This window comes from Streptomyces sp. TSRI0281 (genome assembly GCF_001905125.1).
Classification (GTDB): domain Bacteria; phylum Actinomycetota; class Actinomycetes; order Streptomycetales; family Streptomycetaceae; genus Streptomyces.
The window spans coordinates 583,382-605,389 of the sequence record NZ_LWLE01000012.1; the positions used below are offsets into that span (position 1 = coordinate 583,382).

The 22,008-nt window shown below is 69.8% G+C and carries 12 protein-coding genes and 6 pseudogenes; 11 read left to right on the forward strand and 7 right to left on the reverse strand.

Annotated elements, in window-relative coordinates; all coding sequences use genetic code 11:
- Window positions 1-309: 309 nt before the first annotated feature.
- Window positions 310-1,215, reverse strand: coding sequence for an NADP-dependent oxidoreductase (locus tag A6A29_RS20060; protein ID WP_073721595.1), 906 nt, complete (start codon window positions 1,213-1,215; stop codon window positions 310-312).
- Window positions 1,216-1,641: 426 nt separating this feature from the next.
- Here A6A29_RS20060 and A6A29_RS20065 point away from each other — a divergent pair, with 426 nt between their 5' ends.
- Together A6A29_RS20065 and A6A29_RS45305 are read left to right on the forward strand one after the other, a co-directional pair.
- Window positions 1,642-1,998 carry a MerR family transcriptional regulator gene (locus tag A6A29_RS20065; RefSeq protein WP_073721597.1) on the forward strand — a complete coding sequence of 119 codons (357 nt, stop codon included), beginning with the start codon at window positions 1,642-1,644 and terminating at the stop codon, window positions 1,996-1,998.
- Window positions 1,999-2,658: 660 nt separating this feature from the next.
- Window positions 2,659-2,814: a hypothetical protein gene (locus A6A29_RS45305; RefSeq protein ID WP_158074427.1), complete on the forward strand. Its 156-nt coding sequence runs from the start codon at window positions 2,659-2,661 to the stop codon at window positions 2,812-2,814.
- Between the two features lie 680 nt (window positions 2,815-3,494).
- Here A6A29_RS45305 and A6A29_RS20075 read toward each other — a convergent pair.
- A pseudogene (locus A6A29_RS20075) lies at window positions 3,495-4,143 on the reverse strand (IS701 family transposase); the annotation flags it as partial.
- A 199-nt stretch (window positions 4,144-4,342) separates the two neighbouring features.
- Between A6A29_RS20075 and A6A29_RS20080 the strand changes: the two are divergent.
- Window positions 4,343-4,525, forward strand: a pseudogene (locus A6A29_RS20080) (IS5/IS1182 family transposase); the annotation flags it as partial.
- A gap of 230 nt (window positions 4,526-4,755) precedes the next feature.
- Here the strand turns inward: A6A29_RS20080 and A6A29_RS20085 are convergent.
- On the reverse strand, window positions 4,756-6,264 hold the full coding sequence (locus tag A6A29_RS20085; protein ID WP_073721599.1) for a hypothetical protein: 1,509 nt from the start codon (window positions 6,262-6,264) through the stop codon (window positions 4,756-4,758).
- Window positions 6,265-6,966: 702 nt separating this feature from the next.
- Here A6A29_RS20085 and A6A29_RS20095 point away from each other — a divergent pair.
- Both A6A29_RS20095 and A6A29_RS20100 read left to right on the forward strand, forming a co-directional pair.
- Window positions 6,967-9,198, forward strand: coding sequence for a hypothetical protein (locus tag A6A29_RS20095; protein ID WP_143197011.1), 2,232 nt, complete (start codon window positions 6,967-6,969; stop codon window positions 9,196-9,198).
- A complete protein-coding gene (locus tag A6A29_RS20100) occupies window positions 9,188-10,549 on the forward strand; it encodes a hypothetical protein (protein WP_241838563.1) in 1,362 nt (453 codons plus the stop codon). Before A6A29_RS20095 ends, A6A29_RS20100 begins: the two co-directional genes overlap by 11 nt.
- Before the next feature lie 603 nt (window positions 10,550-11,152).
- Here the strand turns inward: A6A29_RS20100 and A6A29_RS20105 are convergent.
- The 3 pseudogenes from A6A29_RS20105 to A6A29_RS48075 form a co-directional block, all read right to left on the reverse strand.
- Window positions 11,153-12,096, reverse strand: a pseudogene (locus A6A29_RS20105) (ornithine cyclodeaminase family protein).
- Window positions 12,093-12,863 (reverse strand): annotated as a pseudogene (locus tag A6A29_RS20110) (proline racemase family protein); the annotation flags it as partial. The pseudogenes A6A29_RS20105 and A6A29_RS20110, both read right to left, overlap by 4 nt.
- 58 nt (window positions 12,864-12,921) lie before the next feature.
- A pseudogene (locus A6A29_RS48075) lies at window positions 12,922-13,620 on the reverse strand (IS3 family transposase); the annotation flags it as partial.
- Window positions 13,621-13,931: 311 nt separating this feature from the next.
- On the opposite strand from A6A29_RS48075, the pseudogene A6A29_RS48080 reads away from it, so the two are divergent.
- Window positions 13,932-14,332: pseudogene (locus A6A29_RS48080) on the forward strand (zinc-binding dehydrogenase).
- Here the strand turns inward: A6A29_RS48080 and A6A29_RS44100 are convergent.
- Window positions 14,275-14,829 carry a DUF4158 domain-containing protein gene (locus tag A6A29_RS44100; RefSeq protein WP_107468253.1) on the reverse strand — a complete coding sequence of 185 codons (555 nt, stop codon included), beginning with the start codon at window positions 14,827-14,829 and terminating at the stop codon, window positions 14,275-14,277. The pseudogene A6A29_RS48080 and the gene A6A29_RS44100 sit on opposite strands and share 58 nt — an antisense overlap.
- Before the next feature lie 457 nt (window positions 14,830-15,286).
- Here A6A29_RS44100 and A6A29_RS20140 point away from each other — a divergent pair, with 457 nt between their 5' ends.
- The 5 genes from A6A29_RS20140 to A6A29_RS44105 all read left to right on the forward strand — a co-directional run bounded on the left by A6A29_RS20140 (window position 15,287) and on the right by A6A29_RS44105 (window position 21,714).
- On the forward strand, window positions 15,287-16,114 hold the full coding sequence (locus A6A29_RS20140) for a hypothetical protein (protein WP_073721604.1): 828 nt from the start codon (window positions 15,287-15,289) through the stop codon (window positions 16,112-16,114).
- A 685-nt stretch (window positions 16,115-16,799) separates the two neighbouring features.
- Window positions 16,800-17,180, forward strand: coding sequence for an FKBP-type peptidyl-prolyl cis-trans isomerase (locus tag A6A29_RS20145; RefSeq protein ID WP_073721605.1), 381 nt, complete (start codon window positions 16,800-16,802; stop codon window positions 17,178-17,180).
- A gap of 435 nt (window positions 17,181-17,615) precedes the next feature.
- Window positions 17,616-18,521, forward strand: a complete 906-nt coding sequence (locus tag A6A29_RS20150) for a MerR family transcriptional regulator (protein WP_073721606.1) — start codon at window positions 17,616-17,618, stop codon at window positions 18,519-18,521.
- Between the two features lie 774 nt (window positions 18,522-19,295).
- Window positions 19,296-20,705 (forward strand): hypothetical protein, encoded by a 1,410-nt coding sequence (locus A6A29_RS20155; RefSeq protein ID WP_073721607.1) that lies wholly within the window; start codon window positions 19,296-19,298, stop codon window positions 20,703-20,705.
- Window positions 20,706-20,877: 172 nt separating this feature from the next.
- Entirely contained in the window at window positions 20,878-21,714 is an 837-nt protein-coding gene (locus A6A29_RS44105) for a hypothetical protein (RefSeq protein WP_143197012.1), read from the forward strand.
- Window positions 21,715-22,008 lie beyond the last annotated feature (294 nt).

A 22,008-nucleotide genomic window follows, 5' to 3' on the forward strand; every position in this document is an offset into this window, starting at 1 on the left:
AGTTGAAGTCGGCGCGGTGCTCCTCGCACCACTGGCGGAAGGTGCGCGGTGCGGTGAGCGGTTGGAACCCGTATGTGAACCCCTCTCACCGGGCTGCTGAAGCTGGATGAGGCTGGTGCCCCGTGGACGAAGACTCATGTGCCACGTGTGGTGCCCGAGTGGGGGCGGCCTGCTTGACGAGGCGCCATGGAGATCGGCCCGCTCCGGACCGCCCGCTCGCCGGTACCGATCGAGGGCACGCTCGCCTCGCAGGCCCGCACGTTGCGAGTTACCTACCTCGTGGGCCTGTTCAGATACAGATCGGCCTGTTCAGATGGAGATCACGATCTTTCCTCGGGTGCGTCCGCGCTCGGCGTGCGCGTGGGCGTCGGCGATCCGCTCCAGGGGGTATGCCTGTTCGATACGGGGTGTGTAGCGGCCTTGCCGGCCCAGTTCCGCGGCCGCGGCCAGGAGGGGGGAATCGTTCTCCGCGTTGACCACATGCGTGCCCAGGCGCTGCCCGCCCGCATGGTCGGCGACCGTCGCGACGCACGTCGGGTCACCTGTGATCGCGACGAGGTCGTCCAGCGATCCGGAGGCCGCGGTGTCGAGCGCTGTGTCGACTCCGCGCGGGGCGAGGGTGGTGAGGCGCTGCGCGAGGCCGGGGCCGTAGGTGGTGGGAACGGCGCCGAGTGCGGTGAGGAACTCGTGGTTGCGTTCACTGGCTGTCCCGATCACAGTGGCACCTTGCGCTACCGCGATCTCGACCGCCGCGCTGCCCACGCCACCGGCGGCGCCCTCGACGAGAAGGGTGCGCCCCGCGAGGGAGCCGAGCGCGTTCAGGCCGCGCATCGCGGTCACGGACGCGAGACCGGCGCCCGCGGCCTGCTCGTCGCTCCACGTGCCGGGGGCGTGGGCCCAGGCCGAGAGGATGACCAGCTCCGCGGTCGCGCCGGTGACACCGCCCAGCCCGAAGACGCGGTCGCCGATGCTCACCCCCTGCACGCCGTCACCGATCTCGTCGACCACCCCGGCGGCGTCGCGCCCGGGAATGGCGGGTAGCTCCAGGGGAATCAGCTGCTGCAGGGCGCCGGCGCGCAGCTTCCAGTCGATGGGATTGACACTGGCCGCCGCGACGCGGACACGGACCTCACCGGGTCCGGGGTGGGGGTCGGGGGCCTGCTCGATCACCAGGCTCTCCGCTCCGCCGTATTCGTGGAACCGGGCTGCGCGCATAATGGTCTGCCTTACTTTGACGGGCCGGAATGACGTGTTCATCCGACGCTCGTCACTCTAGAACCTGACGTTGACGTGAGGTGCAAGCCGCAACTGCCGCCCGGCCGGAGGAGGGCAGGCGCGGGTGGGTGAGGTTGCCGAGCGGGCGGGGGCGAGCGTGGGGGCCTGTGCCACTACGAGGGATCACGCCGCCCGTCACGGTCGACACCCATGTGCCCTCGGGCGGGCTCGGCGATCCCGGCACGACGCGAGGACTGCCGTGCGTACGTGAACCGCGTGAACGCCCTCGGGTCCGCCGCTGGGTCATGATCAATCTCGGTGCCGGCAACGGTTCGATCGGCCCCCAGGGCTGCCCCCGGAGCCGGTACCGCTAGCCTAAACCTGACATCAATGTGAGGTACGAGCGGGAAGGGAGTGACCTGCGTCATGCGCATCGGACAGCTTGCCAGGCGGTCAGGGGTCAGCGTGCGGGCCCTGCGCTACTACGAGGAACAGCGGCTCCTGGAATCGGCGCGGACGCCCGGTGGGCAGCGTGACTATCCCGACGAAGCCCTGGAGCGGGTCCAGCTCATCCAGGACCTCTTCGCGGCCGGCCTCTCCAGCCGTACCGTCGTCGAACTCCTGCCGTGCGTGAGCACAGGCGTCGCGACCCCCGCCATGCTCGACCAGCTCATCATCGAACGCGACCGCATCGCCGCACGCATCCAGGACCTGACCCGGGCCAAGACCAAACTCGGCCGCGTGATCGAGAATGTGACCGCGGCGAACGCGGCGCAGGACTGATCAACCCGTCGCGAGGGGTGGGGCCCCGACCTATCCGGCATCTACCTGGCACTGGCCGGCCACGGGAAGCCCCAGGCGTATCCGGAGGCCGTCGAAACAGCGTTCGTCGCTCTCGCTACCCCGGACACGCACCGGGCAGCGCTGAGTAGGTCAGGTCGCGGCTGACCACGATGCCGGCACACCGCAGGACCAGTCAGCCGCGACCTCTCCGACCGGACAACGTTCACGAGCGGATAGCAAGGGTCCGGGCGGCCTGCGGCTGGATCGGCCACGCCATCGATACCGGAGAGGTGGACATGCGACTTCCTGTGGCCATCAGTCTGGATTCGTATGGCCGCATACCTGGACTTCGCCATGGCCACTCTCAGCTCCGTTGCCGGGTGTCGGCGGGTGCCTTCCGTTTTCGTAGACAGCGACATTCCGGCTCGGCAGCCATCTCCCGCGGCCTTCAACAACTGCTGTCGTGAGACGTCGATAAAGCCAGACTGGACGGTTGGTCTGTCGGGCGGCGCCCTCGACGTCGTTCTCGCCAGCGAGCGGGTGGAGTTCGGGTAAATAGCGCGATATCGTAGCAAGTGGGGCAATAGCGGATGTGTCTTTCGTGCGTTGCCACCTGCTGAACCTGGCGTATGTCCGTGTCCTCCAGGGTTGGAGACCGAGATGACTCAGCCTGATGAAACCTGGGCCGATCGAATGCAGGGCCTCACGGGCGCATCCGAAAAGGAAGGCGCCGAGCTCGTGCGCGACATCTACAAGACCGCTCAGGACGACCTGGACGCCCAGCGGGCCCAGGCCGAGTTGGAACGAGAGGAATAACCGCCTACGGCTGACGGAACCCGTCCCGGCAGCACGGCCGGCCGGGGCCCTGGTGTGCCCTGCGGCCGCCGGGCGCCCACGGGCGCCCGACACTCACGCGACGGGCGAGATACGCTCAAGTGCCGCTGGAGGTCCGGGCCCACGGCTCACGACTGTGTAGTCGCGGGTGATCCTGACGCGGGTCCCGGTGTGCCAGTAGCGCTGAGCGGTCAAGGTTTCGTGCTGCATGGTCATTTCTCCTGCGGTCGGTCCGGGTTCTCTCTCCCTACAAGGGCGCCACCTCCGGCCGCAGGCCGGGGAGTGCCGAGCCATACGAATCTGTGGCTGGTTTGACGGGGTGGTCCGGGCGAGTCCCGCCCGGTGGGGTTTTCCATCGTGGGCGGGGTGCGGCGCGGGAGGGGGGAAGCGGTGCGGCGGACCGCATCAGCCTCAGGGCCCGGAGCGTTGGCAGGGGGACCGGGCGTACGCCCCCACTCTCGCCAACAGGAGTCCCTAGGACCTTCCGTCTCCAGCGTGCGACCGTGCTGTTCGGTGCGGCGGCCACCGCCATCGCCCTGAGCGCGGGTGCCGCCTCGGCCACTGGTGAAGATCCTTCGCGCGTGGAGATCGCCCAGTCCCTGCCGACCGCTGTGGACAAACCCAGCCCCGGAGGGGGAACTGCACACCGGCAGCCTGGAGGACAGGCCCCGTTCCTCCAGGCCGTGGCGGAAGGGGGGCTGACGCTGTAACCCGCGTCGGCGACCACGACCGGGGCTTCTCAGCCCCCACCCGGACACGTTGTCCAGCAGACCGAGCGCGAGGCGCCATTTCTCCTGGTGGACGGTGCCGTCCGGGATACCGGCGCGGCGGCAGCGGCCCGGCTCGTCCGTCCACTCCCGGGGCAGATACAGCTGCCGGTCCAGTGGGCACGACGCGGTGTCGGTCGCCGCATGAACAGGTGACCGCGACCTGGCAGTTCGCCCGCTTCCCGAGTGCTCCGCAGTACTGGTGGGCCACCCCGGCCGAGGCCCGGCCGCACTGGGGAAACGACACATCGGCGATCACCCACACCTGTGGCGTGATCGCCTCGACCGGACGGCGGGCCATCCGCCGCCGCACCGGCAACGGATCCCACGGCGACTGATTCACGAACTGCTGCAGGGCCGGCATGTTCCCGTCCGGCAGCCGCTCGGCCATCGGCTGGACCGACTTACGCCGACCGTCCAGCATCAGACCCCGCAGACAGCACGCACCCCACCGCCGCTGATCCCGCCGCGGCAACGACCCGAACACATCACCCACGAACCCCGCCGACCCGCCCCGGAGCCGCTCGATATCCCCCCGCTTCACGCCCGGAAGATGCCCACCACCAGGCAAAATCACTCAAGGTAACGAAGCGCTACTAGGAAATGTCCGACCGATCATGTGACTACTCCGTGCCCGGGTCGCTATTGGACATGGGGCGTGGAGGACGAGCCCGCCTGTGGGCGGTGGCAGCGGAGGCGTCATGACCGCTTCGAAGCGGTCATGACGCCTCCGCCACGATGTCGGTTTCGTTCCGCAGGCCAAGCGGTGGGTGGTGGAGCAGATCAACGGCATCCCGATGTTGCAGCGTAGGCTCGTCCGGGACTACGAACACCTCACTTCTTCCTCTGCATCACGGGTCTACCGGGCCATGAGCGCCATGATGACCCGCCGCCTGACCGGCGCCTCAACCCTGGCCTGGCGTTGAGCATGAACAACCACGACCCGGCTCTCGGTGCGGTCCCGGTCCGCCCGGACCAGCGCGAACCCGACCTCGCCACCCAGGCGAAAGCCGTGCGCGAGCAGGTGGTGACGCAGGCGTGCATCCTCTACCGCCCGGAGCGCCGCAACAGCCGCTGGGCATCGTCGCGCTCGACTGCGTCTACGAGCGCGACACCCTCGCTCGGCCAACGCCCACTCACCGAACGAAGCGAGGTCCTAATCCCTGACCTTGAGGAAGCGCATCCGGGTTGCGCCATTGCTGTCGGTGCCGCCGGCCTCGGCGTTGGAGATCTTGCCGCCGGTGAGGACGAACATCAGGTGCAGGCGGACCGTCCGAGGGCCGGAGGCGACCGTGTACTCGGTCATGATGTGTGTGGTTCCGCCTTGCTGCTCCTGGCTCGCTGCGTTGATCGCCGCGATCTGGGTGAAGCTCGTCAGGAGGGTGTTCGTGGTCTCGTCCCTGAGCCAGCCGATGATGTAGCCGCTGCCGCCGATGGCGGAACCGAGCGCGTACCGTACATCGCTGTCGATGTGGTATACCCCGGCTTCCGGGAGCACGATGTCGGACTCGGGGATCGGTACGTCGGTACCGGCCCGGGCCAGGAGGTTGGCGTGCTGCCGCTCGGAGTTGAGGAACGCGCTCACCGGCGTGAGGCGGGCGCCGATCTTCCACCTTTCGGGGCAGCCGGGCGTGCCGGTGACGTCGATGTCCACCGACCGTTCGATGCCGCTGTTGCCGCCAGGAGCGATACCCGTCAGGTCGATCCGCGGCACGAGTAGTCCACCGGTCGTGTTCCGTGCGGCATTGCACGGGGACGGGTCCAGAGCAGGCGTGTCGGGCGCGTACAGACACCCGTCGCTGCCCCGAGTGATGGCGTTGCCCCGGTCGGTGGAGAGGCACGGAGGGCGTGCGGTGGCGCATCCATCCTGGCAGGAGGCGACCGGGATGACCGGCGGGACCGCGGCGTAGGGAGTCGAGCCGTCGAGGGTGTCGGTCGTGCAGGTGATCGTGCCGTCGCAGTTACGGCAGGTCGTACGGAGGAACGGCCTGCCGCAGCCCGGGGCGGACGCCTGGACGGTGAGGACGAAGCTGTCGACGGTCCACTGCTTGGGGCCGACTCGGCAGGTGTCGTCGTTGCCTGTTTCCAGGTTGAGCTCGACGGCGATCTTTCCCGCGAGGACGTCCGCGAGGGACACGGTGGTCGGTGGGATGACGCCGTTGTCGTCACCACCCGCCGGCAGATCGGGTGGGCCCAGGAGATCGGCGCGGATCGGGGTCGTGCCGTTCCACAGGGCGAAGCGGCCGTAGAGCTGGCAGGCCGCGTTTCTGCCGTCGTTGTGGACATGGACCGAGGCGCTGATCGTGACGCTGGTGGGGTTGCCGCGCAGTGACGCAGGGTCGATGTGCACGACGCCGGCGAGCCAGGTGTGCTGGCCGTTGTGCGTCCCGTTGTCGGCCGGGAACGTGCCCGTGCCGCTGTTCAGGATGGTCTGGGCGACGACAGGGTCCAGTGCGGCATGGGTGTTGGCGATGGTGTAGTACGGCGTGGGGTCGGTGCTGCTCGCGGTCGCTGCGACCCGGTACGGCGCGGAGTCGCGCAGTGGGGTCGTCTCGCAGTGCTCGCACGGCTTGGAACCGGGACAAGCAACGGGGGGACAGGCCGGTTTGGAGGGCTGACAGCCGCCGATGGCGATGGGGGACTGCCCGCAGCCGCATCCACTCATGGGTCAACTCCTTTTGTGGGGTGGAGCGCTGGCAGTGGCGGTGTGCGCCATGCCGCTTTGGCGCCGTTGGTGCACGAGGGGGTGGTGCGTCGGCTCGTCTGCCGAAACGGATGAAAGTCGAGCTGGGGCAGTCGCGTTGAGGGGATGCCGGCGGACCTGAAGGCGGTCGCGCGACCGGGGAACGGAAGAAGACCGTTTGGCGTACCGCTCGCCGGGCCTTGGCTGACATGACGTCGATCGTCATCCAGCTACGTGTTCCCGCAGCCGGTCATGTCCTTGGGGTGGGAGACAGAAGCGGCCGTGTCGGCCCCTCTTCGCGAATCTGCTGCTGGTACTGGGCAAACCGCGTTGGGCGCTCGGACACAGGGCCTGAAGCCCAGTCACTTGCCTTCTTCGTTGCCATCCCTAATGTACTATCCCGTGATCTGTCGGGCATTACCCCGTTAGGGTGGCTGCTTTCACCGTCGAGGGGGGCCGAGCGCCCACATTTCTGCCGGCGTACGAGCCGGGAGTGTATGGGCGACCGGGCGCCGCTACACCCGGACCTCCATACCGATGCCGAGGGGGGCGACCGGAGGATTCCAGGTCCAGCAGGTTCCGTGCCTCGCCGTGCTGCGGCAAGCTCCCCGGGCCGGAAGGCATCCGTAGGTGTCGGGAACCAGCACCGGTAGAGTGACCGGCCGAACCACGGGGAGGGCACTGATGCGGACGCTGACAGGGATACGGAGACGGACTGGGGCGTTCAGGGCCCGGGCGGGCGCGGCGCTGGCGGTCCTCGTGTTGCTCGGCAGCGCCGGAACGACGGTTGCGGCCGGCCCGAGCACCGTGTCGAGCGCCACGGCCACCACCGCTCCGACTGGTCGATTCGCCGAAGGCGCAACCCAGCCCGAGCGCCTGGCCGAGGAGCTGCGCAGGAATCCGGTCTACGTATCGGCCGACCGTCCCCGTAGGCTGCCGCGCTCGCTCGCCCCGGACATCGCCGCCCTCGCCGAACGCACCGGCGTGCCCACCTATGTGCTGGCGTTGCCTGCGGGCGACGCCACGCTGCTCGCCCTGGTGCGCGACCGGCTGGGCGAGGACGGACTGTACGTGCTGATCGGCGACCACAGCAGCATCTCCGCCTCCGCGTTCGGCGTCGACGTCCCGGACGAGGAGGCCTGCCGTATCGCCCTGTACGGGACCCCGTACGGGGCCGGTCCACTCGCCGCGTTCGAGTCCTTCGTCGACGCGATCGCCTCTGGCCGCGACCGGGCCGCAGCCAAGGCGGACGAGCTGTACGACCGTTATCACAAGAACGGCAAGCCCGACCTGTACATCAGTTCCACCGACCGGCAGAACCAGAACCTGCTGCTCGGCCTGGCCGTGGTGGTGATCCCCGGCCTGGTACTGGCCCTCGGTATCCGGCTCTCCCGGCGCCGCTCGCAGTCGGCTGGGAAGAAGAAGTCCGCCGTCCCGACCAAGCCCCCGGCCGTCACCCTGGCCAAGGGTTCGGGAGAGGGCTCCGGCAAGGCAGCGGCGAAGCCGAAGGCTCCGGCCCGCACCACCTGGTTCCCTGCCCGCCGACGCGGTGTGCTGCCCGTGACGACGATGGCGGCGGTGGCTGCCGCGGTCGCCGTGGTGCTGGCCGCTCCCACCGTCTTCCCGCAGACCGTCGACAGGCCCGACCTCAGCGTCACCCAGGGCGACCTGGATGCCAGGGTGGAGGAGGTCGCTGCAGGGCTCGCCGCCGGACCGGTCTACCAGGACCCGTCCACCGCGGACCTGCTGACCGGCGCCGACCTGCCCGCGATCCGGCAGCGGATCGCCGATCTCGCGCCCAAGGGCCCGGTGCACGTACTGGTCACGCCGACAGACGGCGATGACGAGAGTGGGGGCGACAGGAGCATCCTGCTCGCCCGGGTGCATCAGCGCACCGGTCAGAACGGCGTCTATGTGCTGATCGACCCGGTGTCCGGCCGGATCGACCTGGACACCTTCGGTACCGACCAGGACGCCGCGCGCCGCTTCAGGGGCCTGCCGTCCACCGTCCTGTATCCGGAGTACCGCAGCGACGGCGACCTTCGGGTGGTGCCGCGCCTCAACCGGACCCTGGACGCCGTTGCCGCAGCCCGGCCGAGCGAGGGCGACGACCCCGCGAACCGCGATGCCGGACTGCCCCCACTGCGCGACAACCGGCTGCCCGGCCTGTTCACCAGCGACTTCGGGCCCGGAATCATGCTCGGCACGATGCTGCTGGGCACGCTGCTGCTGATCGCCTGGCTGGGGATCGTCATCACACGGGCCGTGCTGCGCTCTCTCCGCACCCGCGCGGCCGACCCCTCGCCGTCGCCCGCCGGACCTCGGCATGCCACTGCGCTGCCGTCCGTCCGGCAGTTGCGCGCCTGGGCTGCCACCGATGTCCGCGAGCTCACCGGGAGGCTGGCCGCCGTCGGCCAGGAAGCGCCCGGCCGCGCCCGCGCCTGGGACTGCCTGGACGCCGCCGAGTTGCTGGCCGGCTCCGGCTCCGGCTCCGGTGACAGGTGTCCCGACGAGGCCGCCGAGGCTGGGCGCCTGGCCGCTGTCCTCGTGCTCGCCCAGGCCGGACTCGCCGCTCTTCAGGGACACCTCCATCCCACCCTCTGCCGGCTCAACCCGTTGCATGGCGAGGCCACCGGCGGCAGGGTCCCGGGGTGGCTCGTCGACCTCGGCGTCGGCCCTCGGTCCACGCGGTTGTGCCCCGCGTGTCGGGACGCCCTCCGTAGGAGCGGCGCCAACCGCAGCACCGCAGGCCCGGCCACCCGCGAACGGGAGGTCACCGAACGGCTGCTGCGCCTGCCCGCGGCGGACAGCCGCACCCGGACCGCCTGGGACGAGGCCGGACAGGTCCTGCCGGCTGCCCGTGAAGGGCTTGAAACACTCATCCTCAGGGCCAGGGAGTCCGCCAGTGTCCAGTGAACGTCTGACCTGTGACCGCCCGTCCGGTGCTTCCCGCGGCTTCACCGCCCGGCTGCTCACCGCCCTGTTGATGGCCTGCACGGCGCTGCTCGGCACCGGCGCCGCAGCCTGGGCGGAGACTGCGGAGACTGCGGAGACTGCGGAGACTGCGGGGACCGGGCCGACCGCGTCGATGATCGCCGAGGCGCTGGCCGGTAGCCCGGTTTACGTCGACCCCTCCTACGAGGCCGCTGTCAACTCTGCCCAGCAGCAGGCCCTGGTCGACCGGATCGCCACGACCGGCCTTCCGATCAAGGTGGTGCTGGTGCCGTTGAAGAAGGGCGATGCGTTCGACGGCAGCGACCGCGCGCTCGCCTCGGTGATCAAGGAACGGCTGGGGCAGCAACAGCTGATCCTGATCACCACCGACGAGTACGGGAAGTGGCTCAACGGCACCGAGTGGCCCACTGACGCGCACCAGACCCGCGACGCCGCCGCCGCCGTCGGTTTCCTCAAGGAGCTCAACGACGCCGGACTGGCCGCCCGGGTCGGCAAGGCCGTGGAACTGATCGACGCCGGCAACGGCACCGAGGTCTACAAGGCTGAGACCGCCAGGATCGACAAGGAGTACTCAGCCCGGCCCAAGGTCGAGGAGGACCCCTCCGGTTCCTCTTCCGGCGGCGGTTCGGGCACATGGCTCGCGGTCGCCGCAGTACTGATACTCGCCGTCGTCGGTACTGCCTTCCTGGTGCGCCGCCGCTCGCCCCGGCACACCGCCTTCACCTTCCCTGACGCCGTCTTCGCCGCCGAGCAGGCTGCCGACGAGGCGGGGCTGCGCCGACAGGCCTCCGCCGGGATACTCGCTCTCGGCGAGGCCGTGGAGCACGCCGACGGCGCCGCCACTCCGGGCCTGAGCCGGGCCCTGGATGCCTACGATGCGGCCGGCCGGGTGCTGGACGCTGCACAGGACATGCCCGATCTGGTCGGAGTACTGGCCCTGGTCGCCGAGGGACGCTCCGCCCTGGCCCCGGACCCCGGACTTCCGTTGTGCTTCTTCGACCCTCGGCACGGCCGCGCCGTTCGCCGGACCAGCTGGCGCCCGCTCGGCCGCCGGGAGCGGGCCGACGTCGCGGTCTGCGAGGACTGCGGTCAGGCCCTGCACGCCCGCCGCTCGCCGCAGGTGCTGGCGGTCCGCGACCAGGGCCGCACCATTCCCTACTTCGAGGTGGCCACCGAGCGCAGCCTGTGGGCGGCCACCGGTTACGGATCCCTGCTGTCCGGCCCCGACGATACGCTTGCCGCCCGAGTCGGCACTGGTGAGTTCAGCCGCGCCCGGCAGCGGTCCGGGGGCCGGGGCGCGGCCGGGAACTGAGCCCGGCATGCCGCTCTGCTGGCGGTACAGGCGGTACACCCTTCTGACCAGCCAGGATGTCGGTCCGGCCCTTTCGATGGGGGAGTTGGTCCGCGTATGGTCCAGGTCTTGGTTGGGACTGGGGCTGTGTCGTACCGCGATGGTTCGGTTGGCAGCCGAGGAGAGACGACGAGCGCGATGACGCATGATGCGTCGGTGCGCACCGCCCACTTTCGCGCGAGTCGATAGGGGCGCTGGTGGTGGCTGACCCGGCGAAGCCGGGGACTGATCACTGGGCGGGGGACTGTGATGCGGCGGCCCTGGACGCCGATGATGGTCGCGGCGGCCTGCTCGTGGTTCTTCTCGTCGCGCGCGGTGTTCCAGACGCCGGTGACGGGTTATCACGCGGAGACTGGTGCCGGGACATCATGATCGCCGGGGACGCGGCGGAGGCCGAGAGGAGTACGTGCGCGGCCATCTCGCGCATGTGCGGACCCTGTGGTCGGTGCGGAAGCGGGAAGCCGGCCATGTGTCCTCGGCCCTCTGGCGCGGAACCCGCTGACACGGGGCCCGTCCGGCACGACCGGCTGTCTCGACCGGTTCGGGCGCCTACGGACCGGACAGTCAGGACCGTTCCCCCGGCGTTCCCCCCTTCCGCCGGTAGGCCGCGACGGCGACCACCAGGTCCTGCCAGGCCATCCCGCACGTCTTCACGACCAGCGGGCAGTCGGCCGGGGCAACGGCCCGCGAGGCGATCAGGTCCGTCATGGTCACCAGCGAGTCCGGGAGGAGCGAGCCCCCGTGCACCGCCATCACGACATCGCCCGCCTCGCGGAGGGCGCTCTCCCGGCTCTCCACGACGACCCGTCGCGCGGCCCATCAGCGCGCCGTCGAGTTCCCGCACGTCCGGTTCGTGCGAGCCGATCGCCAGCACCACCGCACCGTCGCGCACCAGACGTCCGTCGACCACCGGTTCGCGGGCGGAGGTCGCGGTGACGACGACATCCGCGCGAGACACCGAAGCTGCCGTTTCCACGCCGTCCGCCGTCGTATGCCGGTCCGCCCAGCCGGGAACGGGTCCCCCGCGCCGGGTGACGACCGTGACGTCGGCCACCGGGACGTGGGCCCGGACAGTGGCGACGTGCCCCTCTCCCCGGGGGCTCACACCGAAGACCACCAGACGAAGTCCTCCGCGGGCGTCCGCGAGCGCGCGCAGCCGGTCCAGGCAGGCCGCGACCGAGACGGCCGGGGTCCGCAGGGTCGTCAGCGCCACCCCGTCCAGGATCGCCACCAGGGTCAGGGTCTCGCTGTCGTGCGGCAGATACGTGGCGTTGATGCGCCGCAGCCCGCGCGCGGCGTTGCCCGGCGCGACGGTCGCGATCTTCACACCGAACCAGTCGCCGGATTCCGAGGGCATGAGCAGCCCCTGACCACGTGCCAGCGGAATGATCGCACGCGGGCACGCCGCCGTCCGGGTCGAGCCCCCCGACCAGCGCTTCCCGGACTGCGGCGACCGCGCCGACCGGACCGAGCGCGAGCACGTCCTCCTCGTCGAGCATCGTCGTCATCGCAGCACGAACCCCGGCAGGAGGGTGTCGTCGGGGTCGACGGTGAAACGGCAGGTCCCGATGGCGTACGCCGTGCCCGTCACGGCCGGTGCGACTGCGGGGAGGCCGTGGGCAGTGGTCAGACGGGCGATCCTGGCGTGGAAGACCGATCCCACCACCGACTCGTGCAGAAGCTCGTCGCCGGGATGCAGTTCCCTGGCATCGGCCAGCAGCGCGACCCGTGCGGCGGTGCCCGAGCCGCACAGGGAGCGGTCGACCTCACCGTCCGCGAACACGGTGACATTGCGGTGGTGCAACCGCCGGGTGCCGTCGGGCCGGTGGGCCGGTGGGCCGGCCTCCTCGGTGAACACCGTCCCGTAGACGCCGGACAGCCGCGGGTCCTCCGGATGTCCGGCCGCGCCGGCCGCGTTCGGCGCGTCGCGGATCTCGCGGCCCGCCGCGATGAGCGGGGGAATGTCCTCCGGCCGGACCCGCAGCCCCAACCGCTCGGCCGGAAGCACCGCGTACATGGCGCCACCGAAGGCGATGTCGACGGCGACGGTTCCGTGCGAGGTCGGCACCTCGACGCCGCGCGCGTGGACGTAGCCGGGGACGTTGATGAACGTCACATCCGCGACCCGGCCGCCGACGGTGCGCACGCTCGCCGTGACGCGACCGGAGGGTACGTCGATCACGACGTCCGTCGTTCCGTCGGCGGACGCCGGGACCAGGCCCGAGGCGACCGCCCATGCTCCGAGGGCGATCGTGCCGTGGCCGCAGGCCGTGGACGGTCGCCAGGTAGCAGAACTTCCCGCCGTCGAGGGGCAGGTAGGTGATGTCGCCGGCGTACTTCGTGTTCGGGACCGTGGCGGTGAAGTCGCGGCCGATCAGGTCCGGCGCCCGGGCCGCGGCCGGATCGGGGACGGTCGTGCGGTGTCGTCGGCGCAACCGGACTCCCTCGATCCCGGACGCCCGCATGATCCTGGCGATCCGCTTGTGGTTGACCGCCTCACCGCTCGTCTCGCGGAGCCCGGCGGTGATTCTCGGGGCTCCGTAGGTGCTGTCCGATTCCTGGTGCACGGCCCGTATCCGGGCGGCCGGCTTCGCGTCGGCCGCCTGCCGGGCGGCCCGGTCCGCGGCTGTCCGGCGCCAGTAGCAGAAGCACGAGCGGCTGACGCCGAGGATGCTGCACAGCCGCTTCACGCCGTAACGGCGCTGATGGTCGGCGACGCACTGGAAGCGGTTCACCAGCGCGTCTCCCCGGCGAAATACTTCGCCGCTTTCCGCAAGATCTCGCGTTCCTCCTCGAGCTCGCGGACCTTCTTCCGCAGAGCCGCGTTCTCCGCCTGCAACGGGGCTGGCGGTTGGGCCGGGTTCCTGCGTGCGGCGCTCTCGTGGACGACTCGCTCCAGCCGCCCGGACCCAGTTCCGCAGCGTCTCCGGATTGATCCCCGGATCGGCGGCGACCGACCTGATCGTCGCTTCGGGCCGCGACTCGTACAGCGCGACCGCGTCCGCCTTGAACTGCGGCGGGTAGTTCTTCATGACCGCGAGATGTCCGTCCTCAGATTCTCAGGATCCAGTGTCTCGTGTGTCCGACATCAGGGGGCAAGGCCCAGTTACGCAGGATTCAACTCCGGCCCCGTCTCATCGACGGCTGTCTTACCGCCACAAGACTGGCCATCAACCCACCGACCCCGCCTTGAAAACCTCAGTAATCACAAACGGAAGGGGTCGACCGTTTAGCGGGTTAGCGTGACCTGGTGCCGCGGTGCCCGCGGTCAGCTCTCTGCCGCAGAGGTGAGCGGCTGCGAGTTCTCTTGCTGAACGACGTGCCATGTGTACGGAGATTGTCCGTGTTTGCCGTGCAATACCACTGCTGTGGCGGTTCCGAGGTCCTTTGCGTCGAGGAGGTCGAAGAGCCGCACCCGGGGCCCGGTCAGGTCCGCATCGCGGTGCGTGCCACCGGCGTCACCCCTGCTGACTGGTACCTGCGCTCAGGGAAGCTGCGGGACATCGCCACCGTGGACTTCCCCCATATACCTGGCATGGGGGCCGGCACGGAGTGCGGTTCTCCCGCTCCGAAGCCGGAGGGTCGCCGGGCTGGGCAGGACTACCGCTGGCGGCCGACCTCGTCGACCACGGCCGCCTCGCGGTCCCGCTGCACGCCGTGTTCCCGCTGAAGGAGGCCGCCAGAGCTCATGACGCCAGCACCACAGGCCACGCGCGCGGCAAGATCGTCATCACCGTGCCCTGACACGCGGACCCTGCGGCCCGCGACCGGCGGCCCGCAGCAGGGCGGCCACGGCCACGGTGGCCTTCGTCGGCGCGGACCCGGGCCGGACCGCACGCCGGCACCGGCCGCCACCGGCGTACCGACCCGAACTGCCATAGCCCGCACCGACCGGTGCCCGCCACCGGCCACTGATTCGTCGTCGGCGGCGTCCTTGTCGCGCAGGGCCGCAGGCCGCCGGGCAGGTCGGGAAGCTGGAAGGAGGAGCGGCCTGGACCCCGGCGACGTCCCGCCGACCCCCGTCTCCCGGATCTCCCCGGCTGCGTACGGGCTATCCCGTCACGTTCGCCGTACTGCTCGAAGTACGACGGATCCGTGATCTCCAATCGCTCCGCCGGATACCCGGCGACCTCCTCCTGCGCCTGCCGCAGGTCCGGCAGAAACCGGCCCAGCCACCGCACGCTCGTCCGCTGGACCGCGACCACCGGCCGGTTGTGCGCGCCGCTTGGCCTGCACCGCATCCCGGTTCACGTCGTCCAGGAAGGAGTACCTCTCCAACTCCGTACGGGAGGGCGCCCCGTAGAACGCTCCGTACCTGGCTACCTGGCTATCCGACAGGAACTCGACCACCACAAGAACTTTCAGCGGCCCGGTCTCCGGAAGAAGATGAGCGACCCGCCACTCGCGCAAGGACGTCACGTCGCCGACGGCTTGCCGGAGATCGTCAGCTGTTCGACCATCTCGTTCAACTCGGCGAGCGAGGAGACCTGGCGCTCTGCGACGACTCCGCAAAGATCTGTGCCAGAACCGAGAAAAGAGACGGCACATCACGGGGCAGTCGCTGCGGGTGAACGCCGGAGAGTTGATGAAGTAGACCCGTTGCGACCGCCACCCGTTCCAGTGACTCTGTGTATCGATTTCATATGCGTGGGGCATGTCTACCTTGACATTCTCGCCCAATGATCACCTGGAGTCACCGTGAGCCGTCTTCGACTGGCCGCGTTCGGCACCGTCGCCGCTCTGTGCGCCACCGCCCTCTGCACCGGTGCGTCCCCCGTCGGCCCCGAATCCGCCCCCGCCCAGGTGCGGGCCCCGCACACCATCGTCGTGGGCGCGCCCTCGACCGTGGCCCCGCACTCGGCGAGCACGACCAACGTCCCCTGCCAGGGAGGCCAGGTCCCCTCCGGAGGGGGCGTGCGCACCACGAGCAACGGGGTGTTTCTGACCGCCACGTGGCCCAGCGGAATCAGCTGGGTCGGTGACGTCTACAACGAGACCAACACCCCGCAGACCTTTACGCCCGTGGCGATCTGCACCTCCCAGAACCACACGACCCGGACCGGCACCTTTGTGAGCGTGGGGTCGGGGCAGACGGCGATCGTCCGCGCGGTCTGCGATCCGGGACAGGTGGCCACCGGCGGCGGACCGAACGCCGGCTCCCGCGGTACGGGGTCCGACAGCGGGCAGGCCTACATCAGCCAGTCGTCCGACATCGGCCAGGAGTGGGTCGGCCGGGTCACCAACCACGGCCCCCGCGCCACGGTCCTGCAGACCTATGTGCGGTGCACCGGCACGCCCCACACCGCCCATGCCAGCGCCCCGACCAGCCTGGCACAGGGCGCCACGGGCACCGCGCACGCCGAGTGCGGGGCCGGTGAGGTGCCGACCGGAGGCGGCGGGCTGGGCAACCCGGCGGTCGACTTCAACGAGTCGTTCCCGACGGCCACGGGGTGGACCATGCGCGCCACCAACCACGGATCCAGCCCGCTGGACCTGTTCGCCCGGGTGACCTGCACAAGCCCCTGATCCGAGGGCAGAAAAACCTGGAGCAGATACGTGGCCGGCGACCACAGGCGACGTCACTACTGGCTTCTGGCACAGGCCGGCCTTGGGGAGCCATTGCGGAGCGCCCCCCGACGTTCGATTGCGAGGGGCTGGCTCGGGGTGGGCGGCGTACGCCTTGTCGTTGGACAGTCGGAAGTGACGCTCCCTCCGGCCGCTGCCGCGGCCGGTTGCGAGTGGTGATGGTGCTGGTCAGGCAGACCGGTGCTGTTCTGGGACTCGCTGGTGTGAGAGGGGACCGGCGACGTGGACGTCGAGGCGGTTACGGCTGAGTTCGACTCGGTCGAGGTGGAGGTGAGAGGCCCCGCGGCCCGGGTGGTGTGTCCGGTCTGACGGCGCTTTATGGAGCGAGTCCACGACCGTTTTCAGCGCAGGCTGAAGGACCGTTCGCGCAGCGGGCCACCCGCCACCGGGCGACGGCCCAGGGGCCATACCGCGGACGCGGGGAGCAGGGCTTCGCCACCACCGAGTACGGGCGCAGCGTACCGATGGCGTAGCACGCCCAGTGACGCTGAGCATCGCGCTCCGTTGGACTTGACGCACTCCAAGAGAACAGCGTTCACGGCAACATGATGATCTACTGCATAAAGCGACCATGTGCCTGGCTGGTCTGTATGAGGGCTCCCGGCGGCGAGCGAATGAGGCGGTAATGAGTGAACTGACGAAGCCCGAGATCGACCTTCCGGAGGGTGACGCTCCCACCGAGCTGACATTCCGCGACCTCGTCGTCGGGGACGGGCTTGAGGCGAAGCCGGGCAGGGTTGTCCAGGTTCACTACGTCGGGGTCACCTTCGAGTCCGGAAAGGAATTCGACGCCTCCTGGGACCGGGGCAAGACGTTCAAGTTCGCCGTGGGCGGTGGCAAGGTCATCAAGGGCTGGGACCGCGGGGTCAGAGGGATGAAGGTCGGCGGCCGGCGCGAGATCATCGTTCCCCCGCGCCTCGGCTACGGTAAGCAGTCACCCTCGCCGTTGATCCCGGCGGGCTCGACACTCGTCTTCGTGGTGGACCTGCTCTCCGTCGCAGTCTGAGGCCTTCTGCTACCCGGCCTCTCCGCCCGGAACCAAGGCCGGGCAACACCTGCCGGCCGACCGCGACACCACACCCGTGCCAGGACAAGCAACTCTTCACCCGCAGCCACGGAGAGAGGCACGCGCCGGCAACAACACGCATCGGCGCCCGTGATCCACAAACGGCAGATACCCCAGTAGCGGGCCTGAATCCCCGCCCGGACCGCTGGCGACGGCCGGGGCCGCTTTTGACCGTCAGGACTACAAGGCGCGGCACGTGGCTGTGACCCCGCCCGCCTTCCTGCGGTTGTCCTGGCGGAGGGCGGACCGATCGTTACGGGGAAGGGTTGCTTGTCCTGGCACGGGTGCCGGGCGGAGCGACTCGGGTTGCACCTTCCGTAGCGGTATGTGGTCCGGTGGACTCATCTCCCGACCCACTGAGGAAGGCCCCTGCTCATGTATTCGCCCTTCATCCCGCCGCGCCAGGTCAAGATCGGTGACGCGGCGGCCTTCGTCGGCACCACACCGCGGGCGATCCGCCACTACCACGAGATCGGCCTGCTCCCCGAGCCCGTGCGGGGCGGCGACGACCGCCGCCGCTACGGCTACGAAGACATGATCCGGCTGCTGTGGATCCGCAGCACGGCCGACGCGGGGATCGCCCTGGACGACATCCGTGACGCCTTCGCCGACACGGCTTCCGCCGGTGCCGACAGCGACGACGGCATCGGGAGCATCCTGGAACGGCTGGAGGAATCCCTCGTCGCCCAGGAAGCAGAACTGCGGCGGCAGCGGACTGCTGTGCAGCGCATGCGTACCGAGGGCAGCAGGATGGGTCTGCTCTCCGACTTCGTCACCAGCCGCCTCAAGAGCCTGCCCGAGGGCTCCCTGCGCCAGGCGGACCTGGACAGCCTGCTGGTCACCGAGCGGATCTTCGGCCCGCTCGGTGCGGCCGTCCAGGCCACCCGTTTCATCGCCCTGGCCACTCACCCGGATCTGCGGGAGGACTCCGACCGTATTGATGCCGCCGAGGAGGCACTCGATGACACGATCGCTGTCGATGACCCCCGTGTGGCCCGGGTGGCTACCGAACGGCACGCCTTCGAACAGGCGCTGCAAGCCGTGATCGAGGATTCCGGCCTGGCGGAGAGCGACGACGCGCTCTTCGACTCCTGGGACACTTTGCACCCCGCTACCGCTGATGAGGGTGAGGACGAGGCCGGCCAAAGCTCTGGCAGGGGGCAAGAGTCCATGAGCGCATTCGAAGCCACAGGGAAGATGCCCTACGACTTCTCCCCGGCCCGCCTGCGCTGCATGGAATTGGCCGAAGAACTCGCCGCCCACGAGTCACCCGCTTCCTGAAACACGGCCTGGATAGGGTCGGCCTCCACGGTGTCGGTGATCCGGTCAGTCGGCGGCAGCGTGCCGTCCAGGATCACGCACGCCTCCGTCCGTACGGTACTTATTGCTTCGGCCGGAGTAGGAGCGAGGTGTGGCCAGAGTGGCGAAGGCTTCACCCGTGTAGCGGTAGGCCGTCGTGGCACCGATGCGGAACCCGGCCGCGAGCTGCGCATGGTGTCACCGCATGACAGGTGGGGGCCAGGGCGATCAGGGCCCGCTGGCCCACTGGCAGCCGTGACCATCGCGTGACGATTTCCGTTACCGGGTGCGGAGTTGTCCCTTCAGCGGTCCGCTCGTCCGCGAGGTCGTCGGAGGCTTCCGCGCTGTTGTTGGTGCCTTCGGTGCTGAGGCTCCCGGTCATAATCCCACCCCGGTACGAAGACCTGCGGATCCTGCCGAACCTCAGTGCCGGGGGAGAGGGCCGCCGTGGTGGGGCACGCGGACATCCTGAATGCCGGGCAACTGGTCGCTGACATCCTGCCCGTTGGTGCCGTTCCACTGCTCGACAGCGGTGCGATTCTTGCCAGGATGTGCTGGGCAGCAGCACGGGATGGGTTTCAACTTGGCTGCCGGGTGAGGTGGTTGGCTCTACAGTGACGGGGCTCCCTGATGGTGGGCGACCACTCCACTGGGGCGCTTTTTTGGGTCCGGCATCGTGGTGGCCGAGGGCATCGCGGCGGTGGGGGTGCGTACCAGTGGGCTGTCCGGTTTCGCACCCGTGAAGGGGGAGCACCAGTGGCACATGGTCAGGACGGCAGCGGAGACGGTGTTCTCGCGCGCCGGGAGGTACAGGAGAAGAGGGAACGGCTGAGGGTCGAGTTCGGCAGCCGGCTGCGGGTGCTGTTCGATCTGGCGGGTCTGAGTTCGCGTGAGTTCGCTCTGCGCTATCCCGCCTACAAGGACTCCGCGATCCGCTTCACGTACCTCCCGGGCAAGAGCCTGCCTCCCTGGGATTTTCTCCACGACCTGCTCACCGAAGTCACCCGCCGTACCGACGACCCCGCCGCACCGCAGCGCAGGACCGAGCTCTTCACCGCCTACCGCCAGGTCCTGGTCGACATCGGCGCCGACGCCCGGGGCAGCGACCAGAACTCTCTCCTGCTGCGCCTCCTGGACGGCGAGGAGGCGCTGCGCCGGCTCGGGGAGGAGCTGGCCGAGGTCCGTGTGCGGGAGAACCGGCTCCGCACGGACCTGGAGGAGGAGAGCCGACGGGCGCGGCCTTCGCTGAGCACCGGCAGCCAGGACAGGAAGCACCAGCTCGAAGAGGCGAGCCGGCTCCTGGCGGAACGCCGTAACGAGCTGGTCCACCGCCGTGGTGACCTGCTCACCGAACTGGACGGCTGCCGTGCGCGCCTGGTCGTACTCGAAGAAGCAGACGGGCAGGGCGACCTGGTCCCGGCCGGGAGCGGCACCGGTCTGCACCACACGTCCCCCGTGCCTCACGATCCGCCCAAGCACCCGACGGCGGATCCCAAGAAGCCCGGCATCCGCCCCGGTGTCCTGCTGATCGGCGGGGCGGTGGCCGTCCTGCTGCTGGCCGGCGGGGGCGCCGCGGTCGGCATCTGGGCGACCGGGGCGCACGACACGACCGACCAGGCCGTCCCTTCGCCTACGTCCGTCCCCTCGCAGCCGTCCGCCGCCTCGACGCCGGCCACACCCACCCCCATCCCCACCCCCACCGTCTCACCTCCACTCCCATCCCCATCCCCATCTCCCTCACCGTCAGCGGTTCCTTCCGACGAAGCGCCCGATCCGCCTCCGGCGGCCGTACCTGTGCGCTGGCACGGAACGCTGACCCTGGACGACGGGAGCAGCACCGGGATCGTGACAGCGGCCTGGTCTCTGGACACCGTTCCGCCGCAGCGGGCACTCGCGGGGGATGTCGGCATGACCTGCCGGCTCAGTTGTGATGGGAGCCAGTTCACCGGCAACGCGATCGTGCTCTGGGACGGCGCGTCACCGCCCCGGCGTGAGCAGTGCGTCGGCCTCCTCAACGCCAATCCGGCCCAGCGGAGCGTCAACGTCCCCGCAGGCTCCACCGCCTGCTTCGGAACCGCCGCCGGACGGGTCGGCTACTTCACACCCAGCGGTGCGGCGGCCAACGGCCAGGGAAGGCTGGAGGCCACCGTTTGGGAACTGCCCTGACCCCAGTGGCGGCGTGCGCGCCCGGCCGACCTCGCCGACGTGCCCGACGGATGCGCGGCAGCTGAGCAGGTTGTGGATGGGACGTGGTGCCAGCCCGATCGCGGCTGCACCGTAGCGGCTGCGGGGAACATGCTCTATTCCTGTCTCCATGAATGGTGTGGTGTGGCTCGTGGTGAGTACGAGTGGGGTCCTGGCGGTCCTGAACCTGGGCATCGGGGGACTGGCCCTGTCGAGTTACCGGGCCGGGTCGCGGACCGCGGACCGGCTGATCGCGTCGGGCGATTTGGACGAGTACCACGCGGCATGGCTGCTCGGGCCCGGATTCCGACGGTCGGATCCCAGGGAACGGGAGTGGGCGGCGGCCGAGATGGCCGTGCGGTCGCTGATCGCGGCAGGGCTGGCGAGCCTCGACCCGGAGGGACGGACCAGCCCTGAGATACGGCTCGACCCGGCCGTATGGCTCGACCCGAAGCAACCACTCCTTCCCCTGGCCGGGTTGGACCAGGAGGTCGCGGTTCCTCCGGAGCATCCCCTGGTCCTGGAGGCGTGGCGGTTCGCCCGCGATTCGTGGTCCGCCGGACGTCCTGTGTCGGTGAAGGCACTCACCGACCACCCCGCTTTCAAGGTGGCCTGCAGGGCCCACGCGGAGCTGGTGTCCGGATATCTGCCGCTTCACCGCACGCGGCGTGACAACCGTGCCGACCGCGCACCGTGGGCCGCGGGGCTGATCGCCGCGGGATGGATCACGGTCAACACCTGCGTACTGCTGGCACGCAAGGCCTCAGGTACACACGGCGTCGGGGCCGAAGGGGGCTTCGAAAAGATCGACAAAGTGGTAGCCGCGACGCTGGGCACCGCAGCGCTCTCCGGGTTCCTCCTGGTGGTGTTCCACGTCCTCGTCTGGCGGGCGTGGCAGGATCGGTGGCCCCAACGGCTGCGCACCCACTGCCAGGCCATGATCCGGCAGGGCTCCGGGAATCGGTCATCTCTGTCACGGCCCCCACGCTGATCCTTCCCACGGATGGCCTTCGCCCTCGACTTCCCGCAGATTCTCGCAGAGCGATCACGGTTTCACGAGGCGGTGTGCTCCGCAGCGCTTCTCCCTGCCGCAACGACCATGCCGCTGGGGCGCCGGCCATCGTGGTCGTCGCCACGGTCCCGGTACAGGGACGGTGGCGCCGGGGTGGCCATGCCGCCCGCCGCAGGTACGGCATTGACGCGTCAACCACCTGCGTACGCGAGCGGGTGGTCCGCCGTGCACGTTGACTGAGCACCCGCATGGCAGCAACCGCCCCTGGAACTG

Excerpts from the sequence above, each read along its gene's own strand:
- A6A29_RS20060 (WP_073721595.1), bottom strand. The coding sequence starts at position 1,215 with ATGCGCGCAGCCCGGTTCCACGAATACGGCGGAGCGGAGAGCCTGGTG.
- A6A29_RS20065 (WP_073721597.1), top strand. The coding sequence starts at position 1,642 with ATGCGCATCGGACAGCTTGCCAGGCGGTCAGGGGTCAGCGTGCGGGCC.
- A6A29_RS45305 (WP_158074427.1), top strand. The coding sequence starts at position 2,659 with ATGACTCAGCCTGATGAAACCTGGGCCGATCGAATGCAGGGCCTCACG.
- A6A29_RS20085 (WP_073721599.1), bottom strand. The coding sequence starts at position 6,264 with ATGAGTGGATGCGGCTGCGGGCAGTCCCCCATCGCCATCGGCGGCTGT.
- A6A29_RS20095 (WP_143197011.1), top strand. The coding sequence starts at position 6,967 with ATGCGGACGCTGACAGGGATACGGAGACGGACTGGGGCGTTCAGGGCC.
- A6A29_RS44100 (WP_107468253.1), bottom strand. The coding sequence starts at position 14,829 with ATGCGGTGCAGGCCAAGCGGCGCGCACAACCGGCCGGTGGTCGCGGTC.
- A6A29_RS20145 (WP_073721605.1), top strand. The coding sequence starts at position 16,800 with ATGAGTGAACTGACGAAGCCCGAGATCGACCTTCCGGAGGGTGACGCT.
- A6A29_RS20150 (WP_073721606.1), top strand. The coding sequence starts at position 17,616 with ATGTATTCGCCCTTCATCCCGCCGCGCCAGGTCAAGATCGGTGACGCG.